This window comes from Acinetobacter sp. SwsAc2 (assembly GCF_013391465.1).
In the GTDB taxonomy this organism is placed as follows: domain Bacteria; phylum Pseudomonadota; class Gammaproteobacteria; order Pseudomonadales; family Moraxellaceae; genus Acinetobacter; species Acinetobacter johnsonii.
Map to the genome: position 1 here is coordinate 1 of NZ_JACBEZ010000018.1, position 25,358 is coordinate 25,358.

Sequence of the window (25,358 nt, forward strand, 5' to 3'; positions counted from 1 at the left end):
TCAAACGAACAAATAGAGCAGATAGAATTTGCACTCAACCATCGTCCTAGAAAAACACTAGGTTGGCATACACCGAGTGAAGTTATGGCTGGTTTTTATACTGTTGCACTTGCCGCTTGAATCCGCCAAATAAATTATAAAGAGAATCTTTAAATAAAGATAATTGTTTTGCAAATAAATCACTTAGATGCCATACCTATCACATAAATGTGAAAACTTACGTCACATTTTTGCTTAAAAGTGTCATCTTTTAACATTTCTATCACGCAATAAAAAACCCAGCCGAAGCTGGGTTTTTTAGTTTCAATAAACCATGTAAATGATTAACTCATTTTCACCTTATCAAAGCTCAACTGACCATCATGTGCAGTGATCATAATATTGTCTCCAGCCACATAGTAACCCGACAATATTTTTTGCGCTAAGTTGTTTTCAACCTGTTGCTGGATGGCACGTTTCAATGGGCGTGCGCCGTATACAGGGTCAAAACCAGCGTCAATCAATAAGTCAAAGGCTTGATCATCCACCGTTAAGCGCATATCTTTTTCAACCAAACGATCACGTAAACGATCCAATTGAATATCCGCAATACCACGAATTTGCGCCTTTTTGAGTGAATGGAAAACCACTAACTCATCAATACGGTTGATAAACTCTGGACGGAAATGTTGCGTCACGGCATTCATCACCACTGCTCGCACTTCTTCATCCAAAGGATTGTCACCCAACTCACGCACATCACTCGAACCTAAATTCGATGTCATGACGATCACAGTATTTTTAAAGTCAACCACGCGACCTTGCGAATCCGTTAAGCGACCATCATCCAACACTTGGAGCAAGATGTTAAACACATCGGGGTGTGCTTTTTCCACTTCATCGAACAGCACGACACTATACGGTTTACGACGTACAGCTTCGGTTAGCACACCACCTTCTTCATAGCCGACATAACCAGGAGGCGCACCCACCAAACGGCTGACAGAGTGTTTTTCCATAAACTCGGACATGTCGATACGAATCATGGCATCGTCACTATCAAACAAGAAGTTTGCCAGTGCTTTAGTCAACTCTGTTTTACCAACACCAGTTGGGCCCAAGAATAAGAACGAGCCGCTTGGTCGGTTCGGATCAGATAAGCCAGCACGCGAACGACGAACCGCATTGGATACTGCAACCACAGCATCATCCTGCCCGACGACACGGTTATGTAAGAACTCTTCCATATGGAGAAGTTTCTCACGTTCACCTTGCATCATTTTAGCCACTGGAATGCCCGTAGCAGCACTAACGACTTCTGCAATCTCATTGTCAGTGACTTTGTTACGCAGTAGTTTCGGCTCTTCTTTTTCCTCAACGACTTCTTCTTCATTGAGACGTTTTTCCAACTCTGGAATCACACCATACTGAAGACGCGACATTTCACCCAAGTCGTTTTCACGCTGCGCTTTTTGAAGTGCAATACGCGCCTGATCCAATTCGGCTTGGACTTGTTTGGTACCTTCAACTAAGGTTTTTTCAGCTTTCCAAACTTCTTCTAAATCATTGTATTCATGTTGAACTTCACTAATTTGCTTTTCAAGATGTGCGACTTCCGCACGACTACCGACATCTTCATCTTTTTTCACTGCTTCAAGTTGCAGTTTCAATTGAATCAAACGACGCTCAAGTTTATCCAGAGCTTCTGGCTTAGAGTCCAGCTCCATTTTGATACGAGAAGCCGCTTCATCAATCAAATCAATTGCTTTATCAGGCAATTGACGGTCGGTGATATAACGATGCGACATTTTCGCTGCTGCAATAATGGCAGAGTCTAAAATTTTCACACCATGGTGCACTTCGTAACGCTCTTTCAGACCACGTAAAATCGCAATGGTGTCTTCCACACTTGGCTCATCGACCAACACTTTTTGGAAGCGACGCTCTAGCGCAGCATCTTTCTCAATGTACTGACGATATTCATCCAATGTGGTTGCACCAACGCAGCGTAATTCACCACGTGCCAGAGCAGGTTTGAGCATATTGCCTGCATCCATTGCACCATCGCCTTTACCTGCGCCCACCAACGTATGTAATTCATCGATAAACAAAATGACTTCACCATCTTGTTTAGACAAATCTTTCAGTACTGCTTTTAAGCGTTCTTCAAACTCACCGCGGTATTTAGCACCCGCAAGCAAAGAACCCAAATCTAAGGATAAAACACGTTTACCTTGTAGGCTTTCAGGCACTTCGCGGTTAATAATCCGCTGTGCCAAGCCCTCAACAATGGCTGTTTTACCCACCCCTGGTTCACCAATCAACACTGGGTTATTTTTGGTACGACGCGACAAAACTTGAATGGTACGACGAATTTCATCATCACGCCCAATCACAGGATCTAACTTACCTGCCAGTGCACGTTCAGTTAAATCAATGGTGTATTTATTCAGAGAATCACGTTGATCTTCATGATTGTTGCTCATGACTTTCTCATCACCTCGAATTTTTAAAATGACTTTGCGTAAGCTTTCTGCTTGCACGCCCACGCTGTTGAGTAGCGTTTTAGTTGCCCCCACTTCGGCTAAGGCTTGCATCACCCAATCGGTAGACAAAAACTCATCGCCTGCTTTTTGCGCGAAGCTATCTGCCAAATTCAGTGCTTTGACTGCCTCTGAACTTAAGTTGACATCCCCTGTAGGATTCGTCAGTGTTGGTGCATCAGCTAGTGCTTGTTTTAATTTGCTTTGTAAAGCAGGTAAATTGGCACCCGCTTGTTGCAACAAACTCAGATTGGAGGTTTCATCTAACAATGTTGATAAGATATGAATACCTTCAATTGAGGTATGGTCTTTCCCCACTGCAAGTGATTGAGCATCTGAGAGAGCTTGCTGTAAGCGGTTTGTGAATTTTTCAAATCGCATTCTTATTTTCCTCACAACAAATTTCGAACTTGATGGATATATGGGAACAATTGCTCAAAATTCAATTCAAATTTAATTAATTTTTCTACATTTTAACTTATTTTTCATTAGTTTATCTTGATAATAAACTCATAAGACTCGGTTATAAGATGGGCCTTATAAGCCCTATTTTCAAGCGCCAACTCACATTATTTATATTAAAGACCACGACGACCTATCAATAAGTGACAACCAAAATCATTTGATCAATTATTAACCAAACAAGCAACGCATTTTTCTATTTATTCGTGTGATGAATTGTGTCCCAGTTTACGGAATCAAAACAAAAGCGTGAAGCATGAAAAAAGCCGATCACTAGATCAGCCTAAAATGACTTAAAAGTCAGCGTTTAATTTGCTTCAATAATCTCAAAATCATGGGTGATTTCAACCCCACCATCCATCAACATTTTGCTCGCAGAACAGTACTTTTCTGCCGATAATTCCACAGCTTTTGCGACTTGTTTTTCCTTCACCGCATGACCCGTAATCACGAAATGTAAGTGGATTTTTGTGAACACTGCAGGGATGCTATCTGCCCGTTCTGCCTTGAGTTCACAGCGTACATCGGTAATTTCTTGGCGTGATTTTTTCAGTATGGTTACGATGTCAAAAGAGGCACAACCACCCAGTCCTGTCAGGATCAATTCCATTGGTCTTGGACCACGGTTTTCACCCCCATATTCTGGCGATCCATCCATGATAACACTGTGACCACTTTGAGTTTTTGCTTCGAAAGCAACATTCTCTAACCAATGAACAGTTGTTTGCATTGCAAGTACCTAAAAAAAGCTATAGATTGACGAAGTGACTGTACACTAACATAAATTGAGTTGATAAGGAATTTCAGCTCTGACTGTGTGACAAGTTCACCCTAGGTCTGTGCGATCTATATTTTATCCATTTTCGGAACCGTTAGCATGACTTCAAGCTTTTCACAATTAAGCACTGATGCGCTGTCTCCAGGTCAACTCCCCGAGTCAGTCAAAGCATTATTAAAACGCGCATATATTAATCGTTATCCTAAGCGTACCACCATCGTAGATGCAGGCTCAGAATCTAAATCTTTATATTTGATTTTAAAAGGTTCGGTCTCCATTATTCTGCGTGAAGACGATGAACGTGAAATCGTGGTCGCTTATTTAAATGCGGGTGATTTTTTTGGGGAAATGGGTCTATTCGAAGCAAACTCACAACGTACTGCTGAAGTGCGTACCCGTGATGTCTGCGAAATTGCTGAAGTGACTTATGAAAACTTCCATGAACTCAGCAAACAATACCCTGACCTGAGCTATGCAGTATTTGCACAGCTGGTACGCCGTCTAAAAAATACTACTCGTAAAGTGACTGACCTTGCATTCATCGATGTTTCAGGTCGTATTGCACGTTGCCTAATCGACCTATCTTCGCAGCCTGAAGCGATGATTTTACCAAATGGCCGCCAAATTCGTATTATGCGTCAAGAGATTGGACGTATTGTCGGTTGTTCACGTGAAATGGTTGGTCGTGTTTTGAAAACACTCGAAGAGCAAGGCATGATCGAAACTGATGGTAAAGCCATCTTAATTTTTGATGCCTCCTTAGAAGAGTCAAAAGCGAATGCTGATGACGATGAAGACGAAGAATAAGACTTTTCTTCGTAGCTGATACAGCCAAAAGCAAATCTTAGGATTTGCTTTTTTTATGTCTTTAAATCTATTGCTGTTTTCACTAAATCCTGCTTTGACAAAATCATGACAAACTTTGTAAAAATAGTGATTTAACCTACTGGGCATAACTGTGTAACCTAATTCGACCGAAAAAGTGCAGTCCATAAAAGGAAATGTTGAATGCAATTTAAACCCTTAGCCAATACAGGCGTTTTGGTTCCTGAAATTTGTCTCGGCACCATGACCTTTGGTGAGCAAAACACTCAAGCTGAAGCCTTTGAACAACTTGATTATGCTTTAGCGCAAGGCATTAACTTTTGGGACACTGCGGAAATGTACCCTGTTCCTCCAAAACCTGAAACCCAAGGTGCAACCGAAAGTATTATTGGTCAATGGATTGCCCAGCGCGGCGGTCGGGACAAGTTATTTCTAGCCTCTAAAATTGCGGGGCCATCTCAAGGTGGTAGTCATATTCGTGATGGACAGACTCGTTTTAATGCAACCGACATTTCTACTGCCCTAGATGGCAACCTAAAGCGTTTACAGACCGATTATATCGATTTATATCAGCTACACTGGCCACAACGTCCAACCAACTTTTTTGGCAAATTAGGCTATGAAAACAGTGAAGCTCATAACACGCAAACCGTGACCTCTTTGCAAGAAACACTACAAGCACTAGAAGCAGAGATTCAAAAAGGACGTATTCGTTATATTGGCTTATCTAATGAAACACCATGGGGCACCATGAAGTTTCTACAAATTGCAGAACAGCTCGGCCTGTCTAAATTTGTCAGTGTGCAAAATCCATATAGCCTATTGAACCGTACTTATGAAATTGGTATGTCAGAAATTGCGAAATATGAAGGCGTTGGTTTACTCGCCTATTCCCCACTCGCTTTTGGCTATCTCACAGGTAAATTCCGCAATGGTGCACGCCCAGCGAATGCTCGCGTGACGCTTTTCAGCCGTTTTAGTCGTTATAGCAACCCAGAGAGTGAATGGGCTACGGAACAGTATGCACAATTAGCTGAACGGCATGGTTTAACGCCGACACAACTGGCTTTAGCCTTCATCAAGCAGCAATTTTTTGTGACCAGTACGATTATTGGGGCAACCAACTTAGACCAGTTGAAAGAAAATATTCAAGCTTTTGAGATTGATTTATCCGAAGATGTTTTACAGGGTATTCAAGCTATTCATCAGCAACAACCTAATCCTGCGCCATAGATATTTCTTATATTAGCTGTTCAGCTGAAGTACGACTTCACCTGTCACAAATAATTGATGATTTTCAAAATCATCAACTGACAATAAAAAAGGACGCCATGGCGTCCTTTTTTACTCAAAAACAAATTAACGTCTTTGATTATAAACCGCTTGAGCAGCGGCTAAGTTCTTACGCATTGCTTCAATACGTTGGCTATTTGACGGGTGTGTCGACAGGAATGAAGAACCGCCTGCTCCATCAAGCTTATTCATTTTTTCCCACAGACTAATTGCGGCTTGAGGGTTATAGCCTGCTTTAGCCATCAACATTAAGCCGCCTTGGTCTGCACGACTTTCTAGGCTACGTGAGTAAGGCAAACCAATACCAATTTGACTACCTAGCTGCGCTGCTGCTGAACCCGTTTGACCTACACCTGCTGCACTTAAACCAATGCCCAATGCCAAATCCGTTAATGCCTGCGCACCAACCTTACTCTTCGAGTGCTCTTCTAAAGCATGCACCATCTCATGTCCCATCACCGCTGCAATTTCAGCATCCGTTAGGTTCAATTTATCGACAATACCTGTGTAGAACACCACCTTACCACCAGGTGCAACATAGGCGTTGACCTGATTTGACTTAAGTACCGCCAACTGCCAGTCAAATTTCGTTCCAGTTTGGTTCATTTGATCGGCATATGGCTTCAAGCGATTGAATACACCATAAATACGCTTATAGGTCGTAGATGAGGTATCTAAGGTCTTTGTGCTTCGCGCTTCATTCACTGTTTTGTTGAAGCCTTGGGTTGCTGCTGCATTTAATGTTGCAGTGTCTGCACCTGCCACTTCCGCAAAAGTTGCACAACCTGAAATGGTAACCACACTTGCTGCACACAAACTCATTAATATTTTATTTTTCATTATTGCTTAACTCCATCCATCTCAAAGCATTTTACATAATGTGCTGAATTATATTGAATAGATTTAAAGTGTTAAATATCATCACCGCGTTTTATCATAGCAATTATGTAAAAATATCTTCACAATTAAGTACAATAAGCCAAATTTCAGCGGTAAAGCCTTATCTACACGCCACCTTAAACCTACTTACATAAACTGAATTAAAAGCCAATAAACCAAACACAGGATATTTAAACCCAAATACAGGTGGCTTAAGGGTTCAATTTTTTCCTCAAGGGTCGCACTTTTACGCTTTGCAAACAGAAATGCATTTTGGAGCAGAATGATTGGCACCAAGATACAAGCAATAATCACAGACAATCCAATGAGCGCACTATAAATCACGTCTGGATCGGTGGTTTGCCCTTGAATAATCATCATCGCGATTGTTGGTGCACCACCCATAGCAAAAAGTAGTGAGTAAAAAATAGTTCCCGCGATATTCTTTTGCATCCTGCCTGCTCATCTGTTTATTGTGCATTTTATTCTAACAAGCACTTATACACTATGTCGTGCTTATTCATGCAACTTTAGTCGGGAAAATCATTCCATCTCAGCAGCTTAAATCAATATCTGTCAAGCGCATGTACAGATGTACCACACAAATAAAAAAACCCTGTACGAGACAGGGTTTTTATTCAATGCCTTATCGCTTAAGCGTCAAATGGATGACGTAAAACAATCGTTTCTTCACGGTCTGGACCTGTAGAAATGATATCGATTGGGCATTCGATTAATTGTTCAATGCGTTTTACATAGTTGATAGCTGCTTGTGGCAATTGATCCATTGATTTCGCACCAAAGGTAGACTCAGACCAACCTGGCATTGTTTCGTAAATTGGTTTTAAAGTTTCAAATGCAAGCGCATCAGAAGAACCAACACAACCAGAATCTGCTGCTTCGTAACCTACACAGATTTTCACTTCTTCTAAACCATCAAGAACGTCAAGTTTAGTTAAGCAAATACCTGAAAGTGAGTTTACGTCTACAGAACGACGAAGGATTTCAGCATCGAACCAACCACAACGACGTTGACGACCCGTAGAAGCGCCAAATTCAGAACCTACAGTCCCTAAGTGCTTACCAATCGCATCACCTACGTCATTTGCAGCGTCATAAACCAACTCAGTTGGGAACGGACCCGCACCTACACGCGTAGTATACGCTTTGGTAATACCCAATACATAATCAAGATGTAATGGACCCAAACCAGAACCTGAGCTTACGCCACCAGCAGTTGTGTTTGAAGACGTTACATACGGATATGTACCATGGTCAACATCTAGAAGTGAACCTTGAGCACCTTCAAACATGATGTTGTCACCGTTTTTACGGTAATTATGCAGCTCTGTAGTGACATCAATCACAAGTGGTGCAACCACTTCACGCCATTGATCACACAGCGCAAGTACATCTTCTAATTTAACTGCTTCTACGCCGTAGAATTGTGTTAATTGGAAGTTATGGTACTCAAGAAGTTCAGTTAACTGAGCTTTAAGATGCTCGCCACCACGAACCAAGTCTGCAACACGAATTGCACGGCGTGCAACTTTGTCTTCATACGCAGGGCCAATACCACGACCAGTGGTACCAATTTTCGCATTACCGCGTTTGATTTCACGCGCTTGGTCAAGTGCAATATGGTTTGGCAAAATCAGTGGACAGTTCGGAGAAATACGTAGACGCTCTTTAACTGGCACGCCTTCTTTTTCAAGAATGTCCATCTCTTTGATGAGCGCTTCAGGAGAAAGCACTACACCATTACCAATTAAGCACAGTACGTTTTCACGTAAAATACCAGATGGAATGAGGTGTAATACAGTTTTCTTACCACCAACGACAAGTGTATGACCTGCGTTATGTCCGCCTTGATAACGAACGACCGCAGCCGCTTGATCTGTGAGCAGGTCGACGATTTTACCTTTACCTTCGTCGCCCCATTGGGTACCGAGTACCACAACATTCTTGCCCATAATAGCCTCATTGCATCATGCTGTTAAAATTGAAGAACTTCTCAGGTTTTAGCTTACCTGAAGAAGTGATTAAATCTGTTCTACAGTCCATTGACCTGCAACATTCACCAACTGGTGCGTTGCATATGGAAGCGTAGTTAAATCATCCTGCCCCAAAAGTTGAATCACGCTCATGCCTTGAGCACGCGTGTGTTCAATCGCTTGGATCAAATCTGTTTGAGTACCTTTGGGTGCAACCACAAGACTGTTTTGCTGAAAACGACCTGCACTAAGTGCATATAAGTCACAACTAAAGCCCGTTGCTGGACGCGCACGCCCAAAGTGCTCACCAATTCCGTCATAACGTCCACCTTGTGCCAATGGCGCAGCACGGTTTGGTGCATAAACGGCATACATTAAGCCCGTATGGTAGTGATACGAACGTAGCTCAACCACATCAATACCCATCTGAAGATTTGGCCAACGTACTTGAATCTCAGATTGAGTGGTTTTTAATGCATCAAAAGCTTGCTTAAATTCAGCATCGGCAATGACTTCTGCACTTAAATGTGTTTGCAAGGCAGCTAAGTCACTTGCATAACGACCTAGAGTATAAAAGTCAGCACCAAAGTTTAAATCTTGAGTAAATTCAGCCAATTCTGGCAGAGCTTTACGTTGGTATAAATCAGATAGTTGACGTTCAGTCGCTTTGTTTAAACCTGCAACTTTCACCATACTACGGAATAAGCCCACATGGCCTAAATCCAAATGGATACCGTCTGCAAAACCTGTTTTTTCAAGCAGGCTGATCATCACATCGATCAGCTCAACATCGGCATCGATGCTGTCTGAACCGAATAGCTCAGCACCTAACTGCAAAGGTGTACGCGTAGTATTAAAGCCCTGTGGTTTGGTATGCAGAACTGTTCCTGCATAGCAATAGCGAGCAACGCCTTCCACTGGATGTACATGCGCATCAATACGAGCCACTTGTGGTGTCATATCGGCACGTACACCAAGCAAACGACCAGAAAGCTGATCAATCACTTTAAAAGTGGCTAAGTCTAAATCTTGATTCGATTCTGAAAGAGAAGATAACGATTCGATGTATTCAATGAATGGCGTGTACACCAACTGATAACCTCGAGTTGCGAGGAAATCTAATGCTTGACGACGCAAAGTTTCAATCACTTGCGCCTGTTCTGGTAGTACATCAGCTACACCATCAGGTAATAACCATGTCTCTGAAATGGGCATGTTGTAAACCTAAAATCTTGTCTGCGCGGAACGAATCCGCATAAAAAAATCGGGGCACACCCGATTTCTCTTAGTCTATCACGATACAATGTGCTATGCATTAGACAATTTCGGAAAATTTAATTTATCGTTTCGATGTCATCGTTAACAAGTTTATACATTCTGACCGATTTTGAGCGAGCCATTCAAAACATGTCTTTAGACAATGCCCAAGTATCATAATCAATAATATTAACTCATCCTAGTGCTCCGCACAGATTGGAAAAATTCATATAAGACTTTGTTTTATATTTTATTTCCAATTATATCGACACTTGCACAAAAGGCACATTCTTTTATACTTCAGCTCAATTTGACAGCAAGAATAAATACAACGGCGCTATACAGATAGCACTTTTAATCACATATTTTTTACTTGGGGAAAATTCGATGGAAATGCACAGCAACTTATATTACAAGCATGCAGATGCTCAAATCATGTCAAAGTTAGACCGATTATTTCAAGAACATCGCGGCGATGCGAGTCAATTTTCAGCTTTAGTCTGTGACATCAATCCAGAACATGGTGCTGAACTGGCCAAAGATATTTTAAATACCGTCGATAATATCGAGTTTGACTTAGGTCCTGAATCACTATACTCCCTCGCGGGTTATTCCATCGCACACTTTGTCCATGGTTCATCAGGTGATGAGTTCATGGAAGCGATTTTGTTCTTCCTGAAAGCATTGCTTCCAGACATCCATGCGCAAGCATGGGGTTGCGGTGATGATGATCCTTGGGAGTTTTGGTTCAAATTTGAAGGTGATGAACTGATTCGTGAAGATGATGAACCTCTAAATGACCCTGAAGAAGATGAAGAAATTAAAGCCAGTATTTACGCATGGTGGCACGCAGATCTGCCTAAAGAAATTAAAGAAGGCTTTTTAAACGAAGAGTCATAACACCCTAAGTAGCATGACTAGAGTACAAGTCCTATCACTTTGAGTCATGCTGTCACATTCACGGGCAATTTCGCTATCAACTTTTGAGCTACCAAATCGGCAATTCTGTGGTTTGTTTGATATTTTGTAATGGAATTTCTGTTTTAATACTTTGTATATTGGGGATTTTATTCAAGCGATGGATTTGAAACTGTCGATAGGCGTCTAAGTCTGCAACCACAATACGTAAAAAGAAATCACAATCCCCTGCCATTAAATGACACTCGACCACTTCAGGAACTTCACGAATCGATTCAACAAATTGGTTCACCGTTTGCGGATCCTGACTTTTTAGCCAAATGCGTGCAAAAACGGTCAATCGCAGATTCACCTTAGCTGGATCAACCAAAGCCACATAAGCCCGAATAATCCCGTCTTCTTCTAGTTGTTTTACTCGTCTTAAACACGGTGAGGCAGACAGTCCGATACGCTGAGCCAACTCATTATTTTGAAGTTTTCCATCAACTTGTAGTACTTGTAATATACGTTTATCTGTTTGATCCATAAATTCCATCCTTAAAGCATAATTTTGCTCACATTTAAGTAATCACAGCATATTATTCCAAACATACTCTATATTAAGCTAAATAAAGCAAAAAATATCTTCGGAAAAAGCCTAAACTTATTCACCTACTGCACCAAAACCTAGCACGCATAGGCGATTTAAAATGTTCTCCCTTAGAAATACGACTCAAGAACTCAATGACTCCACAGACTACGTCGAGTTTAAACGTGGTATTAAAACATCTATCCCCATGCTGCTGGGCATTATTCCTTTTGCTTTGGTCTTAGGAACACAAGCCAGTCAAAAAGGCTTTAGCCATTTAGAAGTTCCATTATTTACTGGTCTAAACTTTGCGGGCGGTTCCGAGTTTGCTGTGCTGGAGGTCTGGACCAATCCACCAAATTTTCTCGTTTTAATTTTCATTACTTTTTTAGTCAATAGCCGTCACTTACTCATGGGTGCAAGTCTCGTGCCCTATTTACGCCATTTGCCGAATCGACAGGTTTTCCCTGCCCTGTTTTTCATGTGTGATGAAAGTTGGGCCGCAGCGCTTGCCGATGCAGAAAAGAAGAAAAGATTTGGGTTACAACAGGCCTTTAACATGTCCTACTACGCAGGCATCTGTTTTGCTCTGTACTTGATGTGGGTCAGTTTTACCAGCTTAGGTGCCATTCTTGGTCCTTTGCTAGGCGATGTTCACCGTTATGGATTTGATATGGCCTTTGCTGCAGTATTTTTGGTTTTACTGCGTGGTATGTGGAAAGGATTCAGTTCGGCACGCCCTTGGCTCGTCAGTCTCATCAGTGCGGCCATTGCTTATTTATATTTACCGACGGGTTGGTATGTACCTATTGGTGCAATCTGTGGCATCGCCTCTGCCTTCTTATTTATTCAGGAGGATGAGCTATGATCCACAGCACTACACTTGTCGCAATTTTATTAGTCGCAGCAACCACTTATCTGACGCGTATATTGGGCTATGTTTTGCTGAAAAATAAAACTTTAAGCAACAAACAACGAAAAATTTTGGAAGTTGTTCCAGGCTGCGTACTTATTTCAGTAATTGCACCTTATTTTGTCAAAGACAATGTCGCAGACCTACTCGCCATTGCCATCACTTTAATTGCAGCTTCACGCTTTTCACTCTTACCAACCGTTGTGATTAGTATGCTGAGCGCAGCATTATTACGTACCGTGCTCATTTAAACTTAATTTTTAGCGTCCAGGCTGTACAGCTTTAGCGAGAATATTCACCAATTCAGCGTTTTGTAGCTCAACTTTTTGTAACTTAGACGTGGTCTGCTCGATCACTTCCTGTTGCACATGCATCTTTTTTGCAAGATCTTGCATAATTTCCAAGGTCTTTTTTAAATTTTCTTCAAGATGATGTACTTTTTCTTGCAGTTGATTTTGCTCTACGCTTGGATCGGTTTTATCTGCCTGATTTTTAAATTGAAACCAAATTAAAAATACGACAGCGACCGCCAACAGCAAAATAAATCCCCAAATTAAGATCAACATAAGCACCACTCTACATTATTTTCGTTTATGAATTCATGATAACCACAAGTCTGTATTCGGTCTATGCCTATCATCTTGTTTTCAGAGTAAAAGATGCCTAAAAATAAAGATCTTTAGGTGGTTGACGCACTAAAAGATTCACACAAATCTAATAAGCGGTTTGCATAGCCCCATTCATTGTCATACCACGCAAAGACTTTGGCTTGATGCCCCACCACCATGGTTTGCGTTAAATCAACAATGAGTGAATAGGGTGAATGGTTAAAATCCGAAGACACCAAAGGTTCATCCGTCACATCCATAATTTCACGGTAGTCTGACTTCGCCGCCTGAATCAGCACTTCATTAATTTTATGGTCGGTAATCGGAGTTTGTGAAATAAAAGTTAAATCAATCGCCGCCACATTAATCGTTGGCACACGAATCGAATAACCATCGATACGATCGGCCATTTTCGGCATGACTTGTTTTAAAGCACCGAGGGCTGACGATGTGGTGGGAATAATATTTTGACCTGAAGCACGAGCACGTCTTAAATCACGATGCGCATGATCCAATACAGACTGATCGGCAGTCACTGCATGAATTTCGGTCATGAGCGCAGTATCAATTCCAAAAGCATCATCAATGATTTTAACTAAAGGCACTAAGGCCTGCGTGGTACATGACACGCTAGAAATGATTTGGTCACTGGCTTTGACCTCATGGTGATTCACCCCATACACAATGGCTGCATCAACTGAGTCAAAAGGTGCCGCACCAATAATCACGCGCTTTGCACCTGAGCTGATATGCCCTGTTGCCGCTTCACGCGAGCGAAATAAACCTGTGCACTCTAGAACCACGTCTACATGGAGACTTGCCCAAGGCAAATCTTGCGGGTTTTCCTGACGTAAGACTTCAACTTTAAGTTGTGCTTGATTATTTGATAAATGCAGATAAATACGTTCATTTTCATAACTTAAATCGACTTTTCCGGGAAAGCGCCCATGCGTGGTGTCATATTTAAATAAATGCAATAAGGTTTCTACATCTGCTACATCATTTACCGCGACGATTTCAAACTGAAAGTTCTTTGGATTTTCAAACCAAGCGCGAAGTACATTACGTCCGATTCGACCAAATCCATTTATCGCCACTCGTTGCATGACTTGCCCTTATGTATAAAATGATGAAAGATAAAGCAGGCTTATATTAATGGATTTATACAGATTTGGTTAAGCTTTCTTTTTCTATCATCCATCAGTGAAGATGATGAATATGAAGCCTTAAGTGATAAATTGACCGACCTGACCACCTCGCACTAATCAACTCATTTCCATGAAATGATATAAATATCCAACAATAACAAGCAAAATCTTAGAACTATCGAATACATAGAAATGTCATCAATTCGCCTTAAAGTGATTGGTGCAACATCCTTTTTCCGTTATAATTTGGCGTTTTAAAATTTTTAAGCCAGTATCTGAAGTCAGCGTATTTAGAATAAGACTTTCTTCAGCTACTATTAGCCAAATCGAAATTATGGAGTGACTTGGTTGTGAGTACTCGTTTTATGACATCAGCTGAAATTCGCGAAGCTTTTTTAAGCTACTTTGAATCGCAAGGGCATACACGTGTCGCGTCGAGTTCTCTAGTTCCCGCCAACGACCCTACTTTGTTGTTTACCAACGCGGGTATGAACCAATTTAAAGATTGTTTCTTAGGCCTAGAAAAACGTGATTATGTACGTGCAGTGTCTTCACAAAAATGTGTCCGCGCAGGTGGTAAACACAACGACTTAGACAATGTCGGTTATACCGCACGTCACCATACCTTCTTTGAAATGTTAGGTAACTTCTCATTTGGCGACTACTTCAAACGTGATGCGATCAAATTTGCATGGGATTTCCTCACTGGCGAAGCTTGGTTAGCACTGCCTAAAGACAAACTCTACGCAACGGTTTACCACACTGACGACGAAGCATTTGACATCTGGAACAAAGAAATTGGTTTAGATGCTAGCCGTATTATTCGTATTGGCGACAACAAAGGTGGTCAATACGCATCAGATAACTTCTGGGCAATGGGTGATACAGGTCCATGTGGTCCATGTTCTGAAATCTTCTTTGACCATGGCGACCATATTTGGGGTGGCTTACCGGGCACACCTGAAGAAGATGGCGACCGTTTCATTGAAATCTGGAACAACGTTTTCATGCAGTTTAACCGAACTGCAGACGGCGTATTACACCCTCTTCCGGCGCCTTCTGTTGATACAGGTATGGGCTTAGAGCGTATTTCTGCTGTTTTACAACACGTTAACTCAAACTACGAAATTGACCTGTTCCAACACTTACTCAAAGCAGCCGCTGAAATTATTGGTTTAGATACCGCTGCACTTGAAGCAGAAGCTAGCGAAAAAGGTACACCAGTTCAATATCCTGCATCACTTAAAGTGGTTGCGGATCACGCACGTTCATGTTCATTCCTAATTGCTGATGGTGTAAACCCATCAAATGAAGGCCGTGGCTATGTACTGCGCCGTATTATCCGTCGTGCAGTTCGTCATGGTAACAAACTGGGTGCAACAGGCTCATTCTTCTATAAAATGTTGCAACCTTTAATTGAAGTGATGGGTCAAGCTTACCCAGAACTTGAAGCACAGAAAGTACGTATTGAAGCGCAACTGCTGAAAGAAGAAGAACAATTTGCTAAAACTCTAGAGCAAGGTTTGAAATTGCTTGAAGGTGAATTGGCTCAACTGAAAGGTTCTGTGATTCCAGGTGAAGTGGTGTTTAAACTGTATGATACTTACGGTTTCCCAACTGACCTGACTGCTGACATCGCACGTGAACGTGATTTAACCATTGATGAAGCTGGCTTTGAAGTTGAAATGGCTGCGCAACGTCAACGTGCACGTGATGCAGGTAAATTCGCAATTGACTACAACTCTGTTGTTAAAGTTGAAGGCGAAACTCAGTTTGACGGCTATGATGCAACGGTTGGCGAAGGTCAAATTATCGCGATCTATAAAGATGGCGAACAAGTTGATGAAGTCGTTGAAGGTGACGAAGCCCTCATCGTACTGAACCAAACCCCGTTCTATGCAGAAAGCGGTGGTCAAATTGGTGACACGGGTATTTTCAAAAATGACACAGGTATTTTTGAAGTTCAAGACACCAAAAAATCTGGCGGCGCATTTGTACACCAAGGCATCGTGACCATGGGCAACCTAAAAGCTGCTCAAGCTGTAGAAGCCATTGTTAAAGCAAATTTGCGTGATGCAACTGCGCGCAACCACTCTGCAACTCACCTTCTGCATGCAGCGCTTCGCCAAGTATTGGGTACGCATGTACAGCAAAAAGGTTCTTTGGTTGCAAGTGAATTGCTTCGTTTTGACTTTGCGAATGATCAACCTGTTTCATTTGAACAAATTCAAGAAATCGAACGTATTGTCAATGCTGAAGTGATTGCTAACACTGCTGTTTCAACTGAACTTTTAGACATCGATGCTGCCAAAGAAAAAGGCGCAATGATGCTGTTTGGTGAAAAATACGGTGATGAAGTACGTGTACTTTCAATGGGTTCAATCATTGAGGAGAAAAACTTCTCTATCGAACTTTGCGGCGGTATTCACGTTAAACGTACTGGCGATATCGGCTTGTTCAAGATCACTTCTGAAGGCGGTGTAGCTGCTGGCGTTCGCCGTATTGAAGCGGTTACTGGCACAAAAGCAGTTGAAGCAGCACAAAAAGCGGATCGCGACATTCACGCAATCAATGATTTGCTGAAAGCGCAAAAAGATCAAACTTTAGAAAAAGTGGAATCTTTAGCTTCAACAGCATCTAGCCTGCAAAAGCAAATTGAACAATTGAACCAAAAATTGGCTAGCTTCCAAGCAGCTGAGTTATTAAGTCAAGTTCAAGAGATTGCTGGCCGCAAAACATTGATTACCACTGTTCATGGTGTGGATGCTAAATCACTTCGCAACCTGCACGACGGTGTTAAATCTAAGTTAGACAATGCTGTGATTGTGATTGCTGCTGTAGATGCCGACAAAGTAAGCTTAATTGCTTCTGTAGCAAAAGAGTTTACTGGCGCGGTAAAAGCTGGCGACATCATCAAGCACTTAGGTCAAGAGCTTGGCGGTAAAGGCGGCGGCAAGCCGGACATGGCTCAAGGCGGCGCACCTTACAGTGACAAACTTGCATCTGTAATGACCAGCCTGACTGCATGGCTTGAAAAATAAGGCCAAAAACCTTACAGCGGAAACCCATAAAATGATGGGTTTCCGCCCTATTCTTCTCTGCTTAAATTTCTGCTGTAAATGTATACAAAATGCACAGTTATCTTAAGCAAATATTGAATGCGCCAAGGCGCTGAAATACACAGATTTTCCACTCTATAAACAGATGGCAAATCACAAGAAAGAGTCTGGTCCTGATATCTTCAAGATTAGACACAAAGTATCCCATTAAATTGCATTAACTGATTGCAATTTAGGAGCTGCGTGGTATTTTGGGGCTGCTCAGCGCAGTTGGCTTCAAATATATGTAAGTGCTTTAAGTCTTTAGACTTATTTACTTGGTAAGGATAGTTATGGCATTAATCGTTCAAAAATATGGCGGTACCTCTATGGGTACTCCAGAGCGCATTTTAAATGTTGCTCGTCGTGTAAAGCGTTGGCATGACCACGGCCACAAGGTTGTAGTGGTTGTATCAGCAATGAGTGGCGAAACCAATCGTCTACTTGCTTTAGCGAAAGCCATTACCGAAACCCCTGACCCACGAGAATTAGACCAAATGGTTTCTACGGGTGAACAGGTAACGATTTCAATGTTAGCAATGGCGCTCAATTCTATTGGCGTTGAAGCTAAGTCACTTACGGGTCGCCAAGTCGGGATCAAAACGGACAATGCGTTTACCAAAGCACGTATCGAGTCGATTGATACCGATACCATGACTGCGCATTTAGATGCTGGTCGTGTGATTGTGGTTGCTGGTTTCCAAGGCTTTGATGCCGATGGTAACACCACCACGCTCGGCCGTGGCGGTTCAGATACTTCGGGTGTAGCACTTGCTGCGGCATTAAAAGCAGATGAATGCCAAATCTATACAGATGTAGATGGCGTTTATACGACTGACCCACGTGTTGCACCAAAAGCGAAAAAAGTAGACCGTATTTCATTTGAAGAAATGCTGGAAATGGCATCACTTGGTTCAAAAGTTCTACAAATTCGTTCAGTTGAATTTGCAGGAAAATACCAAGTGCCTTTACGCGTATTATCAAGTTTTGATAATGACGATGATGGCGCATTCGACGAAGAATTTAAAAAGAACGTCGGAACACTAATCACCACTGAGGCGGAAGACAACATGGAACAACCAATTATCTCTGGTATCGCATTTAACCGTGACGAAGCTAAACTTACGATTCTAGGTGTTCCTGATGAACCAGGCATTGCATCTAAAATTTTATCGCCAATTGGTAATGCCAACATTGAAGTGGATATGATCATCCAAAATGTTGAAGAAGATGGTACAACTGACTTCACTTTCACGGTAAACCGTGGCGAACTTGCAAAAGCAACAAAAATTCTTCAAGAAACCGCTCAAGCCATTGGTGCGCGCGAAGTTGCTACACGTGATGACATTGTTAAAGTCTCAATCGTAGGTGTGGGTATGCGCTCACATGCAGGTGTTGCAAGTAAAATGTTTACTGCCTTGGCTGATGAAGGCATCAACATTTTGATGATCTCAACTTCAGAAATCAAAATTTCTGTGATTATTGAAGAAAACTACCTAGAACTTGCTGTACGTTCTCTACACACTGCTTTCGGTTTAGACCGTGAACATGGTGAATCAAGCGCACGTGCTTAAGCAATCTTGCGAAAAACTTGTCATTGTCTGACAGTTTTTGCAAAAGACTACAAAAATCAGGAGCCACTATAGTTTTTTCTATAGTGGCTCTGTTATATTAAGCCCGAGGCTTTCTTAAATTTAGATGAATGTTATACCTAATGTCACTAGATATCTAAAAATTCAAGTGTCATGCGGTTGTATTAAACATTTGTTTAAATTTTTTTAAATACAAAAAATTATGTATTTTACTTTAGTACAACTGCAGGTTTAGCGTTTTGCAAGGAGATAAACATGCTGATTTTGACCCGACGCGTCGGTGAAACATTAATGATTGGGGATCAAGTAAGTGTTACTGTACTTGGTGTCAAAGGCAACCAAGTTCGTATTGGTGTCAATGCTCCCAAAGAAGTATCTGTACATCGTGAAGAGATTTATCAACGCATTCAGCATGAACGTGCAATGCATGAACATCTTCAACATCTTGATCAGGACTACCAGCCTGCATTTGAAGATGAAGGTGCACAGCAGAATAATTTCAATCGTTAAGATTGAAACATTCAGATATAAAGCGGCCCGATTGGCCGCTTTAAATTTTTATACAGTCTCTTTTTGCTCAAGCGCCTCGAGCACTTTCTTTACAGGCCCAAAACTACGACGATGCTCGTCGATGATCCCATATTCAGCAATCGCTTCAAAATGCGCTTTGGTTGGATAACCTTTGTGTTTGGCAAAACCAAACTGAGGATATTTTCGATCCATCTCAATCATTTGATGGTCACGTGTCACTTTGGCCAAAATACTCGCCGCTGAGATTTCAGCATGTAAAGCATCTCCCCCCACAATTGCCTCACAGCTCATACTCAAGCCTTGTGGAATTTTATTACCATCGACCAAGACATGTTCAGGCTGTATTGCAAGCTGTTCAACCGCACGGCGCATCGCAAGTAAAGATGCTTGTAGAATATTGATCTCATCAATTTCAGCAGCACTCGCCTCAGCAATGGCCCATGCTAATGCTTTTTCCTGAATTTCGACAAAAAGTTTTTCACGTTTTTTTTCAGTCAATTTTTTGGAATCATTCAACCCTTGTATTGGGTTATTCGGGTCTAAAATTACCGCAGCAGCGACCACTGAACCCACCAAAGGGCCGCGCCCTGCCTCATCTGCACCTGCAATTTGCATTTTCTACTCTCATAAAAAATGACTGATCAACAGCCATTTTAAAAACTTAACAATTTATTCGGCTTAGTTTAGCATTTCAGAGGCGCATGTGGCTGTTGTTTTTGTTGCCGCTAAAGCGCTATAGGTTGCCTTTGCTTTGGGATCAATAGCAGCCAAAGCCAACTGCTCTTTAGATAACACCTTCGGCGAATTATCCCCTACACAATTACAAACTTCGCGTTTTTTCTTCTGCCTTTGGTCTTCAGATAACAGTTTACTACCCACAATCCATGTCGGATTAGTTTCGATTTCATCCATACACTTTGCATGTGACGCCATTTTAATGGCCGAGATTCAATCATCATCTGAGCCAGACAAAGGATTCGACGCACAGGCAGAAAGCATAAGCGATCCAAGCAAAGAAAGTATTAACTTATCATTTTTCATACAGACACACCCTTTGTTGTAAAAGAAATTAGGCTTCAATTGTTGTTATTCAGATTAATATAAAAGATAAATGCCAAAAAGTACAAAAAAACTGCAAAGAAGCGAGGCATACCCCCGCTGCTTTGATGTATTAGAACTTAGTTAACCACTTCAGCCACACATGCATTGATGGTTTTGGTTACTGCATTGCTAATAATAGTTGTACGCGCTGCAGGATCAATAGCCGCTGTTGCCACGTCGACAGCCGTAATATTTTGTGGGGCTTTCTCACTGACACAACCACAAATTTCGGTTTGAATTTCGGTTTTTTGGTCAGCCGTCATAAATTTGGTTGCTGTTTTCCATGCTGGTAGATTATTCAACTCAGTCGTACATTTTGCATTAATGGCAATTTTAAGCGCTGCTGTACCTAGTTGTTGCGTGGTGGTCGTCGTATTGGTCGTTGCCATATCAGTCGTTGTACAAGCCGAAAGGATCAAAGCCAAAGGAGCAAGCACTGCAATCATTTTTTTCACGGAGTTATCCATTTATAACAGTTAAAGTGCGCGTATTTTGCCGAAACTTTACTGTTTACGGAAACACTATTTCCATGCCATTTTAATATCTTTCGCTTATTGCACAGTTTTAAATCAGTCATGCACCATTGGTCTGTGCAGCGTTGCAGAATATCAACGCTATGTTGCATCTACTACATTTTTGACCTATCTATAGTTCTATAAAATAGCGCAACATAAAAATGGATGTGAATCTAATGAACTCGGCAAATACCCATTACACGCGTACTGCTCAAATTCTGCATTGGCTCATGGCAATTATCTTTATTGCTGCTTGGCTGATTGGTTTTTATAGCGGAAACTTCCTCAGCTATGATGCTGACGGTAGCTTTAAAGGGGATGTCATTACCTTACATAAGAACATTGCAACCACGATTATTTTTCTGGTGGTGATTCGTATCTTTTGGCGCTATACCCACCCTGCACCCAAACTTCCAGACAGTATGTCACCGTTCATGCAAAAAATGGCACACCTCGGTCATTTGGCTTTATATTTCATTTTGTTGGCTTTGCCAATTACTGGCTGTTTATTTAGCTGGAGTGCTGGGCACCCTGCGCCTGTATTGTACCTTTTTGAAATTCCCCGTTTAGTACAAGACAACCCTGAATTACTCGCAATCGTAAAACCTTTACATATCTGGATTTCATGGGCTGCAGGATTGCTGTTAGTGGGTCATATTGCAGCAGCACTGAAACACCACTTTATTGATAAAGATAATGTGTTAAATAGCATGACCAAACAAGCAAAGTAAGACCAAGTTGAATTAGCCTAAAAGCATCAATCTGTTGCTTTTAGGACTTCATCCACCACACATCCTTTCAGCGTATTCAACACACCCTGTTGGACCACCTGTTTTTTGACTTGTTCATCAACCACTGCGCGCAACAAAGTTATTGCTGGAATATCGTTTAACGCATTTTCACCCACGCAACCACAGATTTGCGTTTGGAGCTGATTCTTTTTCTCTTCACCAAGCAATGCTGTACTGACTTTCCACAGCCTTGTCGCTTCAAGCTCGACACCGCACTGATACACCACCACTGGCTTTAGTAGTTTTTGCGTTAACCCAATATCCGTTTTGAGCAAATAAACTGCAAAGAGCACAAAAATAACCACAAGCAATGCAATGATTTTTTTCATATCGACCTCACATAAAAAAGACAGAGCGAACTCTGTCTTTAAAAGGACATTAGATTAAGCAATGGCTACAATTTCAGCCGCCCATTTTTGCTTCTCTTCTGCCGAAATAAACGACGCTTCAAAAGAGTTCAACGCCAATTGTTTTAGCTCAGCTGCTGTTAAGTCTAACGCATCTGTAATGGCAATAAAGTTATCATTCATATAACCACCAAAGTACGATGGATCGTCTGAATTTACTGTTACTTGCACACCTTGTTGCAACAAACGGCGGATATTGTGCTGTGCCATATCGTCAACGACACATAACTTTAAGTTACTGAGCGGACAAACGGTCAGTGGCATTTTCTCTGCGATCAAACGCTGCATTAATACAGGATCTTCTTCAGAACGCACACCGTGGTCAATACGATTCACTTTAAGCAAATCTAAAGCTTCCCACACATATTCTGCTGGACCTTCTTCACCCGCATGCGCAACCACTAAAAAGCCTGCTTCACGCGCTTTAGCAAAGACACGTTCAAACTTTGAAGGAGGATGCCCAACTTCGCTTGAGTCCAAGCCTACACCAATGATTTGATCTTTATACGGCAATGCCTGTGCTAAAGTTTCAAGGGCTGCTTCTTCACTTAAATGACGCAAGAAACACATAATCAAATGCGAACTAATGCCAAATTTTGCCTTGGCATCATCACATGCGCGTTGCAGACCATTAATCACTGTTTCAAAAGCAATACCGCGGTCAGTATGCGTTTGTGGATCAAAGAACATTTCGGTATGCACTACACGATCTTCGGCACATTTTTCAAAGTATGCCCAAGCCAAGTCATAAAAGTCTTGCTCATGAATCAGTACATTTGCACCTGCATAATAAATGTCTAAAAATGATTGCAGATTGTGAAAATTATAAGCCTGTTTCACTTCTTCAACCGACATATAAGGAATGTCTATTTGATTACGCTGTGCGATTGCAAACATGAGTTCTGGCTCAAATGTCCCTTCAATATGCACATGCAATTCAGCTTTTGGTAAAGCACGAATGAGCTCCAATTGACTCATATCTTTTCCTCTTTAAAAATAAAAAAGGGCGTAAACTGAGTTTACACCCTTATCACTATTTGATGAATTAGCCACCAAATAACGCGAATTTTAATGCCCAAAGCACAGCCACGATCCACACCATGTAAGGTACAGTCGCCGCTTTACCGGTGAACAATTTAACCAATGCATAGCTAATAAAGCCCATCGCAATACCATCTGCAATTGAGTAGGTAAATGGCATAAATACAATGGTTAAGAACGCAGGTACAGCTTCAGTAATATCATCCCAATCAATATGGGTAATCCCCTGAATCATCAACACACCAACAAATAACAATGCTGGAGCTGTTGCAAAACCAGGTACAGATTGAGCTAGAGGTGCTAAAAACAAACATAAGATAAATAACACACCGACCACAACTGCGGTTAAACCTGTACGGCCACCAGCAGCAACACCCGCAGACGACTCAATATATGGTGTCGTCGAAGATGTACCTAATGCTGCACCAGCAACAATTGCGGTTGAGTCTGCAAATAATGCTTTTTTCAAACGTGGAAGCTTGCCATCTTTCAGTAAGCCTGCACGGTGTGACACACCCACCAATGTACCTGTTGAGTCAAATAAATCGACCAAGAAAAATACAAAGATGACGCCCACCAAGCTTGCCGTAAATAGACCTTCAAAGTCCATTTGCATGAATGTTGGGGCAATTGATGGAATCTCACCAACAACACCTTTGAACTCGCTTAAACCCATTGCTGTTGAAATTGCAGTTAAAGCCAAGATGCTAATAATAATGGCACCACGCACTTTAAAGTGATGCAGTACAACCACCATCAAGAAGCCAAATAAAGCCAAAAGAACCGTCGGTTGCTTTAAGTCGCCCAATCCAACCAAAGTCGCTGGATTGTCCACAATAACGCCTGCATTTTTTAAAGCAATCAACGCAAGGAATAAACCAATTCCGCCGCCAATCGCAAGCTTAAGCGACATTGGGATTGCATTCACAATGGCTTCACGTATCTTAAACATACTGATCGCAATGAACACCAAACCTGATACAAACACTGCAGCTAAAGCAGTCTGCCAAGGCACACCCATACCCATACACACCGAATAGGTAAAGTAAGCGTTTAAGCCCATACCTGGTGCTAATGCGATTGGATAATTTGCAACAATACCCATAACCAAACAGCCAATTGCGGCTGCAAGACAAGTCGCTACAAAGACAGCACCATGATCCATCCCCGTTTCGGATAAAATCATTGGATTCACAATAATAATGTAACACATGGTTAAGAATGTGGTTACACCTGCAAGAAGCTCTGTACGAAAACTGGTTTTATTTTCACTCAGTTTGAACATACGCTCGAGCATATTTTCTGAAGATGGATTAGGAGTCGTCATGACCTAGCCCCTGTAAATAAACTTTTAAAACTGTATAACTGCCAAAAGATTTCGACACTCAGTACGATCAAAATCTGATAAATTTCTGGAAGTTAAAGCAATGAATATGCCAAATTTCCTCAATTCAGGAAAAGTTTATTTAGCCATGAATGGTTCAAACGCAGGGTTGAACCATATATACCTAAACAAAAAAGCCGCATAAACCGTATGCAGCTTTCAACAAAAACGTCATTTTAGACTCAAAATCTAAAATTCAATATATCTTGGCGCGAATTATAACACACTGATTTTTAATTGTTTTAAATTTATTTTTAATTAAAATTCAACATGATAAGTCATTTACACATGATTTTATTCTCTCTTAAGCGTCAAAGTACTTTAATGGAGACCTGCTGGATTATTGCTTCAGCATCACTTTGAAGCGGGCTACTGACTTTTTCAGGCACAACCTTTGCCTTTGAGAGAGGACTCAACTTTTGCACTTTAGGCTCAGTACTGTTCATGAGTTGATTCAACTGTTGCTGTTTTTTCGTTTCTGTATCCTGAAAAACAACAAACCCAAGCAAACAAACAGCAGCCACAAAAATAGGGATTAGAATTTTTTTCATGACATTCACAATATCCACAACTGCTTTAGCATGATTACAAATCATAACAAATAATACAAAGGGCCACACATTTATCAGATAAAAAGTATCTTCACACTTTATAGTTTTTTCTGATTTAATTATTTCAATAACATAAGATTAAATTAAATGAGTGAGAAAAAAATATGATCAAAGTGCTCAAT

25 protein-coding genes and 1 pseudogene are annotated in these 25,358 nt (G+C 41.4%); 10 read left to right on the top strand and 16 right to left on the bottom strand.

What is annotated here, in order from left to right; all coding sequences use genetic code 11:
• Positions 1 to 120: pseudogene (locus HYI04_RS09395) on the top strand (IS30 family transposase); the annotation flags it as partial.
• A 203-nt stretch (positions 121 to 323) separates the two neighbouring features.
• Here the strand turns inward: HYI04_RS09395 and clpB are convergent.
• Both clpB and HYI04_RS09405 read right to left on the bottom strand, forming a co-directional pair.
• Positions 324 to 2,903 carry an ATP-dependent chaperone ClpB gene (gene clpB, locus HYI04_RS09400; RefSeq protein ID WP_178896090.1) on the bottom strand — a complete coding sequence of 860 codons (2,580 nt, stop codon included), beginning with the start codon at positions 2,901 to 2,903 and terminating at the stop codon, positions 324 to 326.
• A 388-nt stretch (positions 2,904 to 3,291) separates the two neighbouring features.
• Positions 3,292 to 3,714, bottom strand: coding sequence for an OsmC family protein (locus HYI04_RS09405; RefSeq protein WP_004982311.1), 423 nt, complete (start codon positions 3,712 to 3,714; stop codon positions 3,292 to 3,294).
• 147 nt (positions 3,715 to 3,861) lie between these two features.
• Between HYI04_RS09405 and crp the strand changes: the two genes are divergently transcribed.
• Together crp and HYI04_RS09415 are read left to right on the top strand one after the other, a co-directional pair.
• Complete coding sequence (gene crp / locus HYI04_RS09410; protein ID WP_178896091.1) at positions 3,862 to 4,569, top strand: cAMP-activated global transcriptional regulator CRP; 708 nt, start codon at positions 3,862 to 3,864, stop codon at positions 4,567 to 4,569.
• Positions 4,570 to 4,770: 201 nt separating this feature from the next.
• Complete coding sequence (locus HYI04_RS09415) at positions 4,771 to 5,820, top strand: NADP(H)-dependent aldo-keto reductase (RefSeq protein WP_159152885.1); 1,050 nt, start codon at positions 4,771 to 4,773, stop codon at positions 5,818 to 5,820.
• Between the two features lie 126 nt (positions 5,821 to 5,946).
• On the opposite strand, the gene HYI04_RS09420 is transcribed toward HYI04_RS09415, so the two are convergent.
• The 4 genes from HYI04_RS09420 to HYI04_RS09435 form a co-directional block, all read right to left on the bottom strand.
• Entirely contained in the window at positions 5,947 to 6,720 is a 774-nt protein-coding gene (locus HYI04_RS09420) for a M48 family metallopeptidase (protein ID WP_004982314.1), read from the bottom strand.
• A gap of 186 nt (positions 6,721 to 6,906) precedes the next feature.
• Complete coding sequence (locus tag HYI04_RS09425; RefSeq protein WP_004696180.1) at positions 6,907 to 7,212, bottom strand: hypothetical protein; 306 nt, start codon at positions 7,210 to 7,212, stop codon at positions 6,907 to 6,909.
• A gap of 200 nt (positions 7,213 to 7,412) precedes the next feature.
• A complete protein-coding gene (locus tag HYI04_RS09430) occupies positions 7,413 to 8,732 on the bottom strand; it encodes an adenylosuccinate synthase (protein ID WP_004696178.1) in 1,320 nt (439 codons plus the stop codon).
• Positions 8,733 to 8,801: 69 nt separating this feature from the next.
• The gene (locus HYI04_RS09435) at positions 8,802 to 9,968 is read right to left on the bottom strand and encodes an ATP phosphoribosyltransferase regulatory subunit (protein WP_159152884.1); all 1,167 of its coding nucleotides are present in this window, start codon (positions 9,966 to 9,968) and stop codon (positions 8,802 to 8,804) included.
• Positions 9,969 to 10,397: 429 nt separating this feature from the next.
• On the opposite strand from HYI04_RS09435, the gene HYI04_RS09440 reads away from it, so the two are divergent.
• Positions 10,398 to 10,910: a hypothetical protein gene (locus HYI04_RS09440; protein WP_159152883.1), complete on the top strand. Its 513-nt coding sequence runs from the start codon at positions 10,398 to 10,400 to the stop codon at positions 10,908 to 10,910.
• Positions 10,911 to 10,998: 88 nt separating this feature from the next.
• Here the strand turns inward: HYI04_RS09440 and HYI04_RS09445 are convergent, their stop codons facing one another.
• A complete protein-coding gene (locus tag HYI04_RS09445) occupies positions 10,999 to 11,454 on the bottom strand; it encodes an Lrp/AsnC family transcriptional regulator (protein WP_125273521.1) in 456 nt (151 codons plus the stop codon).
• A 163-nt stretch (positions 11,455 to 11,617) separates the two neighbouring features.
• On the opposite strand from HYI04_RS09445, the gene HYI04_RS09450 reads away from it, so the two are divergent.
• Both HYI04_RS09450 and HYI04_RS09455 read left to right on the top strand, forming a co-directional pair.
• Positions 11,618 to 12,364 (top strand): AzlC family ABC transporter permease, encoded by a 747-nt coding sequence (locus HYI04_RS09450; RefSeq protein WP_178896092.1) that lies wholly within the window; start codon positions 11,618 to 11,620, stop codon positions 12,362 to 12,364.
• On the top strand, positions 12,361 to 12,660 hold the full coding sequence (locus HYI04_RS09455) for an AzlD family protein (protein WP_004696169.1): 300 nt from the start codon (positions 12,361 to 12,363) through the stop codon (positions 12,658 to 12,660). Before HYI04_RS09450 ends, HYI04_RS09455 begins: the two co-directional genes overlap by 4 nt.
• A gap of 9 nt (positions 12,661 to 12,669) precedes the next feature.
• Here the strand turns inward: HYI04_RS09455 and HYI04_RS09460 are convergent, their stop codons facing one another.
• Both HYI04_RS09460 and gap read right to left on the bottom strand, forming a co-directional pair.
• Entirely contained in the window at positions 12,670 to 12,975 is a 306-nt protein-coding gene (locus tag HYI04_RS09460; RefSeq protein ID WP_159152881.1) for a hypothetical protein, read from the bottom strand.
• A gap of 113 nt (positions 12,976 to 13,088) precedes the next feature.
• Positions 13,089 to 14,123 (bottom strand): type I glyceraldehyde-3-phosphate dehydrogenase, encoded by a 1,035-nt coding sequence (gap, locus tag HYI04_RS09465; protein WP_178896093.1) that lies wholly within the window; start codon positions 14,121 to 14,123, stop codon positions 13,089 to 13,091.
• 392 nt (positions 14,124 to 14,515) lie between these two features.
• On the opposite strand from gap, the gene alaS reads away from it, so the two are divergent.
• From alaS to csrA, 3 genes are all read left to right on the top strand, one after another.
• On the top strand, positions 14,516 to 17,206 hold the full coding sequence (gene alaS / locus HYI04_RS09470; RefSeq protein WP_178896094.1) for an alanine--tRNA ligase: 2,691 nt from the start codon (positions 14,516 to 14,518) through the stop codon (positions 17,204 to 17,206).
• A 350-nt stretch (positions 17,207 to 17,556) separates the two neighbouring features.
• Positions 17,557 to 18,837 carry an aspartate kinase gene (locus HYI04_RS09475; RefSeq protein ID WP_005400573.1) on the top strand — a complete coding sequence of 427 codons (1,281 nt, stop codon included), beginning with the start codon at positions 17,557 to 17,559 and terminating at the stop codon, positions 18,835 to 18,837.
• Positions 18,838 to 19,110: 273 nt separating this feature from the next.
• Positions 19,111 to 19,365, top strand: coding sequence for a carbon storage regulator CsrA (csrA, locus tag HYI04_RS09480; protein ID WP_004982340.1), 255 nt, complete (start codon positions 19,111 to 19,113; stop codon positions 19,363 to 19,365).
• A gap of 48 nt (positions 19,366 to 19,413) precedes the next feature.
• Here csrA and rnhB read toward each other — a convergent pair whose 3' ends face one another.
• The 3 genes from rnhB to HYI04_RS09495 all read right to left on the bottom strand — a co-directional run bounded on the left by rnhB (position 19,414) and on the right by HYI04_RS09495 (position 20,942).
• Positions 19,414 to 20,001, bottom strand: a complete 588-nt coding sequence (rnhB, locus tag HYI04_RS09485; protein WP_159152879.1) for a ribonuclease HII — start codon at positions 19,999 to 20,001, stop codon at positions 19,414 to 19,416.
• 63 nt (positions 20,002 to 20,064) lie between these two features.
• The gene (locus HYI04_RS16930; protein WP_228276868.1) at positions 20,065 to 20,298 is read right to left on the bottom strand and encodes a hypothetical protein; all 234 of its coding nucleotides are present in this window, start codon (positions 20,296 to 20,298) and stop codon (positions 20,065 to 20,067) included.
• A gap of 266 nt (positions 20,299 to 20,564) precedes the next feature.
• A complete protein-coding gene (locus HYI04_RS09495; RefSeq protein ID WP_159152878.1) occupies positions 20,565 to 20,942 on the bottom strand; it encodes a hypothetical protein in 378 nt (125 codons plus the stop codon).
• Positions 20,943 to 21,178: 236 nt separating this feature from the next.
• Between HYI04_RS09495 and HYI04_RS09500 the strand changes: the two genes are divergently transcribed.
• Positions 21,179 to 21,733 (top strand): cytochrome b, encoded by a 555-nt coding sequence (locus tag HYI04_RS09500; protein ID WP_159152877.1) that lies wholly within the window; start codon positions 21,179 to 21,181, stop codon positions 21,731 to 21,733.
• Between the two features lie 26 nt (positions 21,734 to 21,759).
• On the opposite strand, the gene HYI04_RS09505 is transcribed toward HYI04_RS09500, so the two are convergent.
• The 4 genes from HYI04_RS09505 to HYI04_RS09520 all read right to left on the bottom strand — a co-directional run bounded on the left by HYI04_RS09505 (position 21,760) and on the right by HYI04_RS09520 (position 25,176).
• Positions 21,760 to 22,122 (bottom strand): hypothetical protein, encoded by a 363-nt coding sequence (locus HYI04_RS09505; protein ID WP_078389496.1) that lies wholly within the window; start codon positions 22,120 to 22,122, stop codon positions 21,760 to 21,762.
• A gap of 54 nt (positions 22,123 to 22,176) precedes the next feature.
• On the bottom strand, positions 22,177 to 23,178 hold the full coding sequence (locus tag HYI04_RS09510; RefSeq protein ID WP_010327140.1) for an adenosine deaminase: 1,002 nt from the start codon (positions 23,176 to 23,178) through the stop codon (positions 22,177 to 22,179).
• 67 nt (positions 23,179 to 23,245) lie between these two features.
• Positions 23,246 to 24,568 (bottom strand): NCS2 family permease, encoded by a 1,323-nt coding sequence (locus HYI04_RS09515; protein ID WP_004696144.1) that lies wholly within the window; start codon positions 24,566 to 24,568, stop codon positions 23,246 to 23,248.
• Between the two features lie 368 nt (positions 24,569 to 24,936).
• A complete protein-coding gene (locus HYI04_RS09520; RefSeq protein WP_256732976.1) occupies positions 24,937 to 25,176 on the bottom strand; it encodes a hypothetical protein in 240 nt (79 codons plus the stop codon).
• Positions 25,177 to 25,358 lie beyond the last annotated feature (182 nt).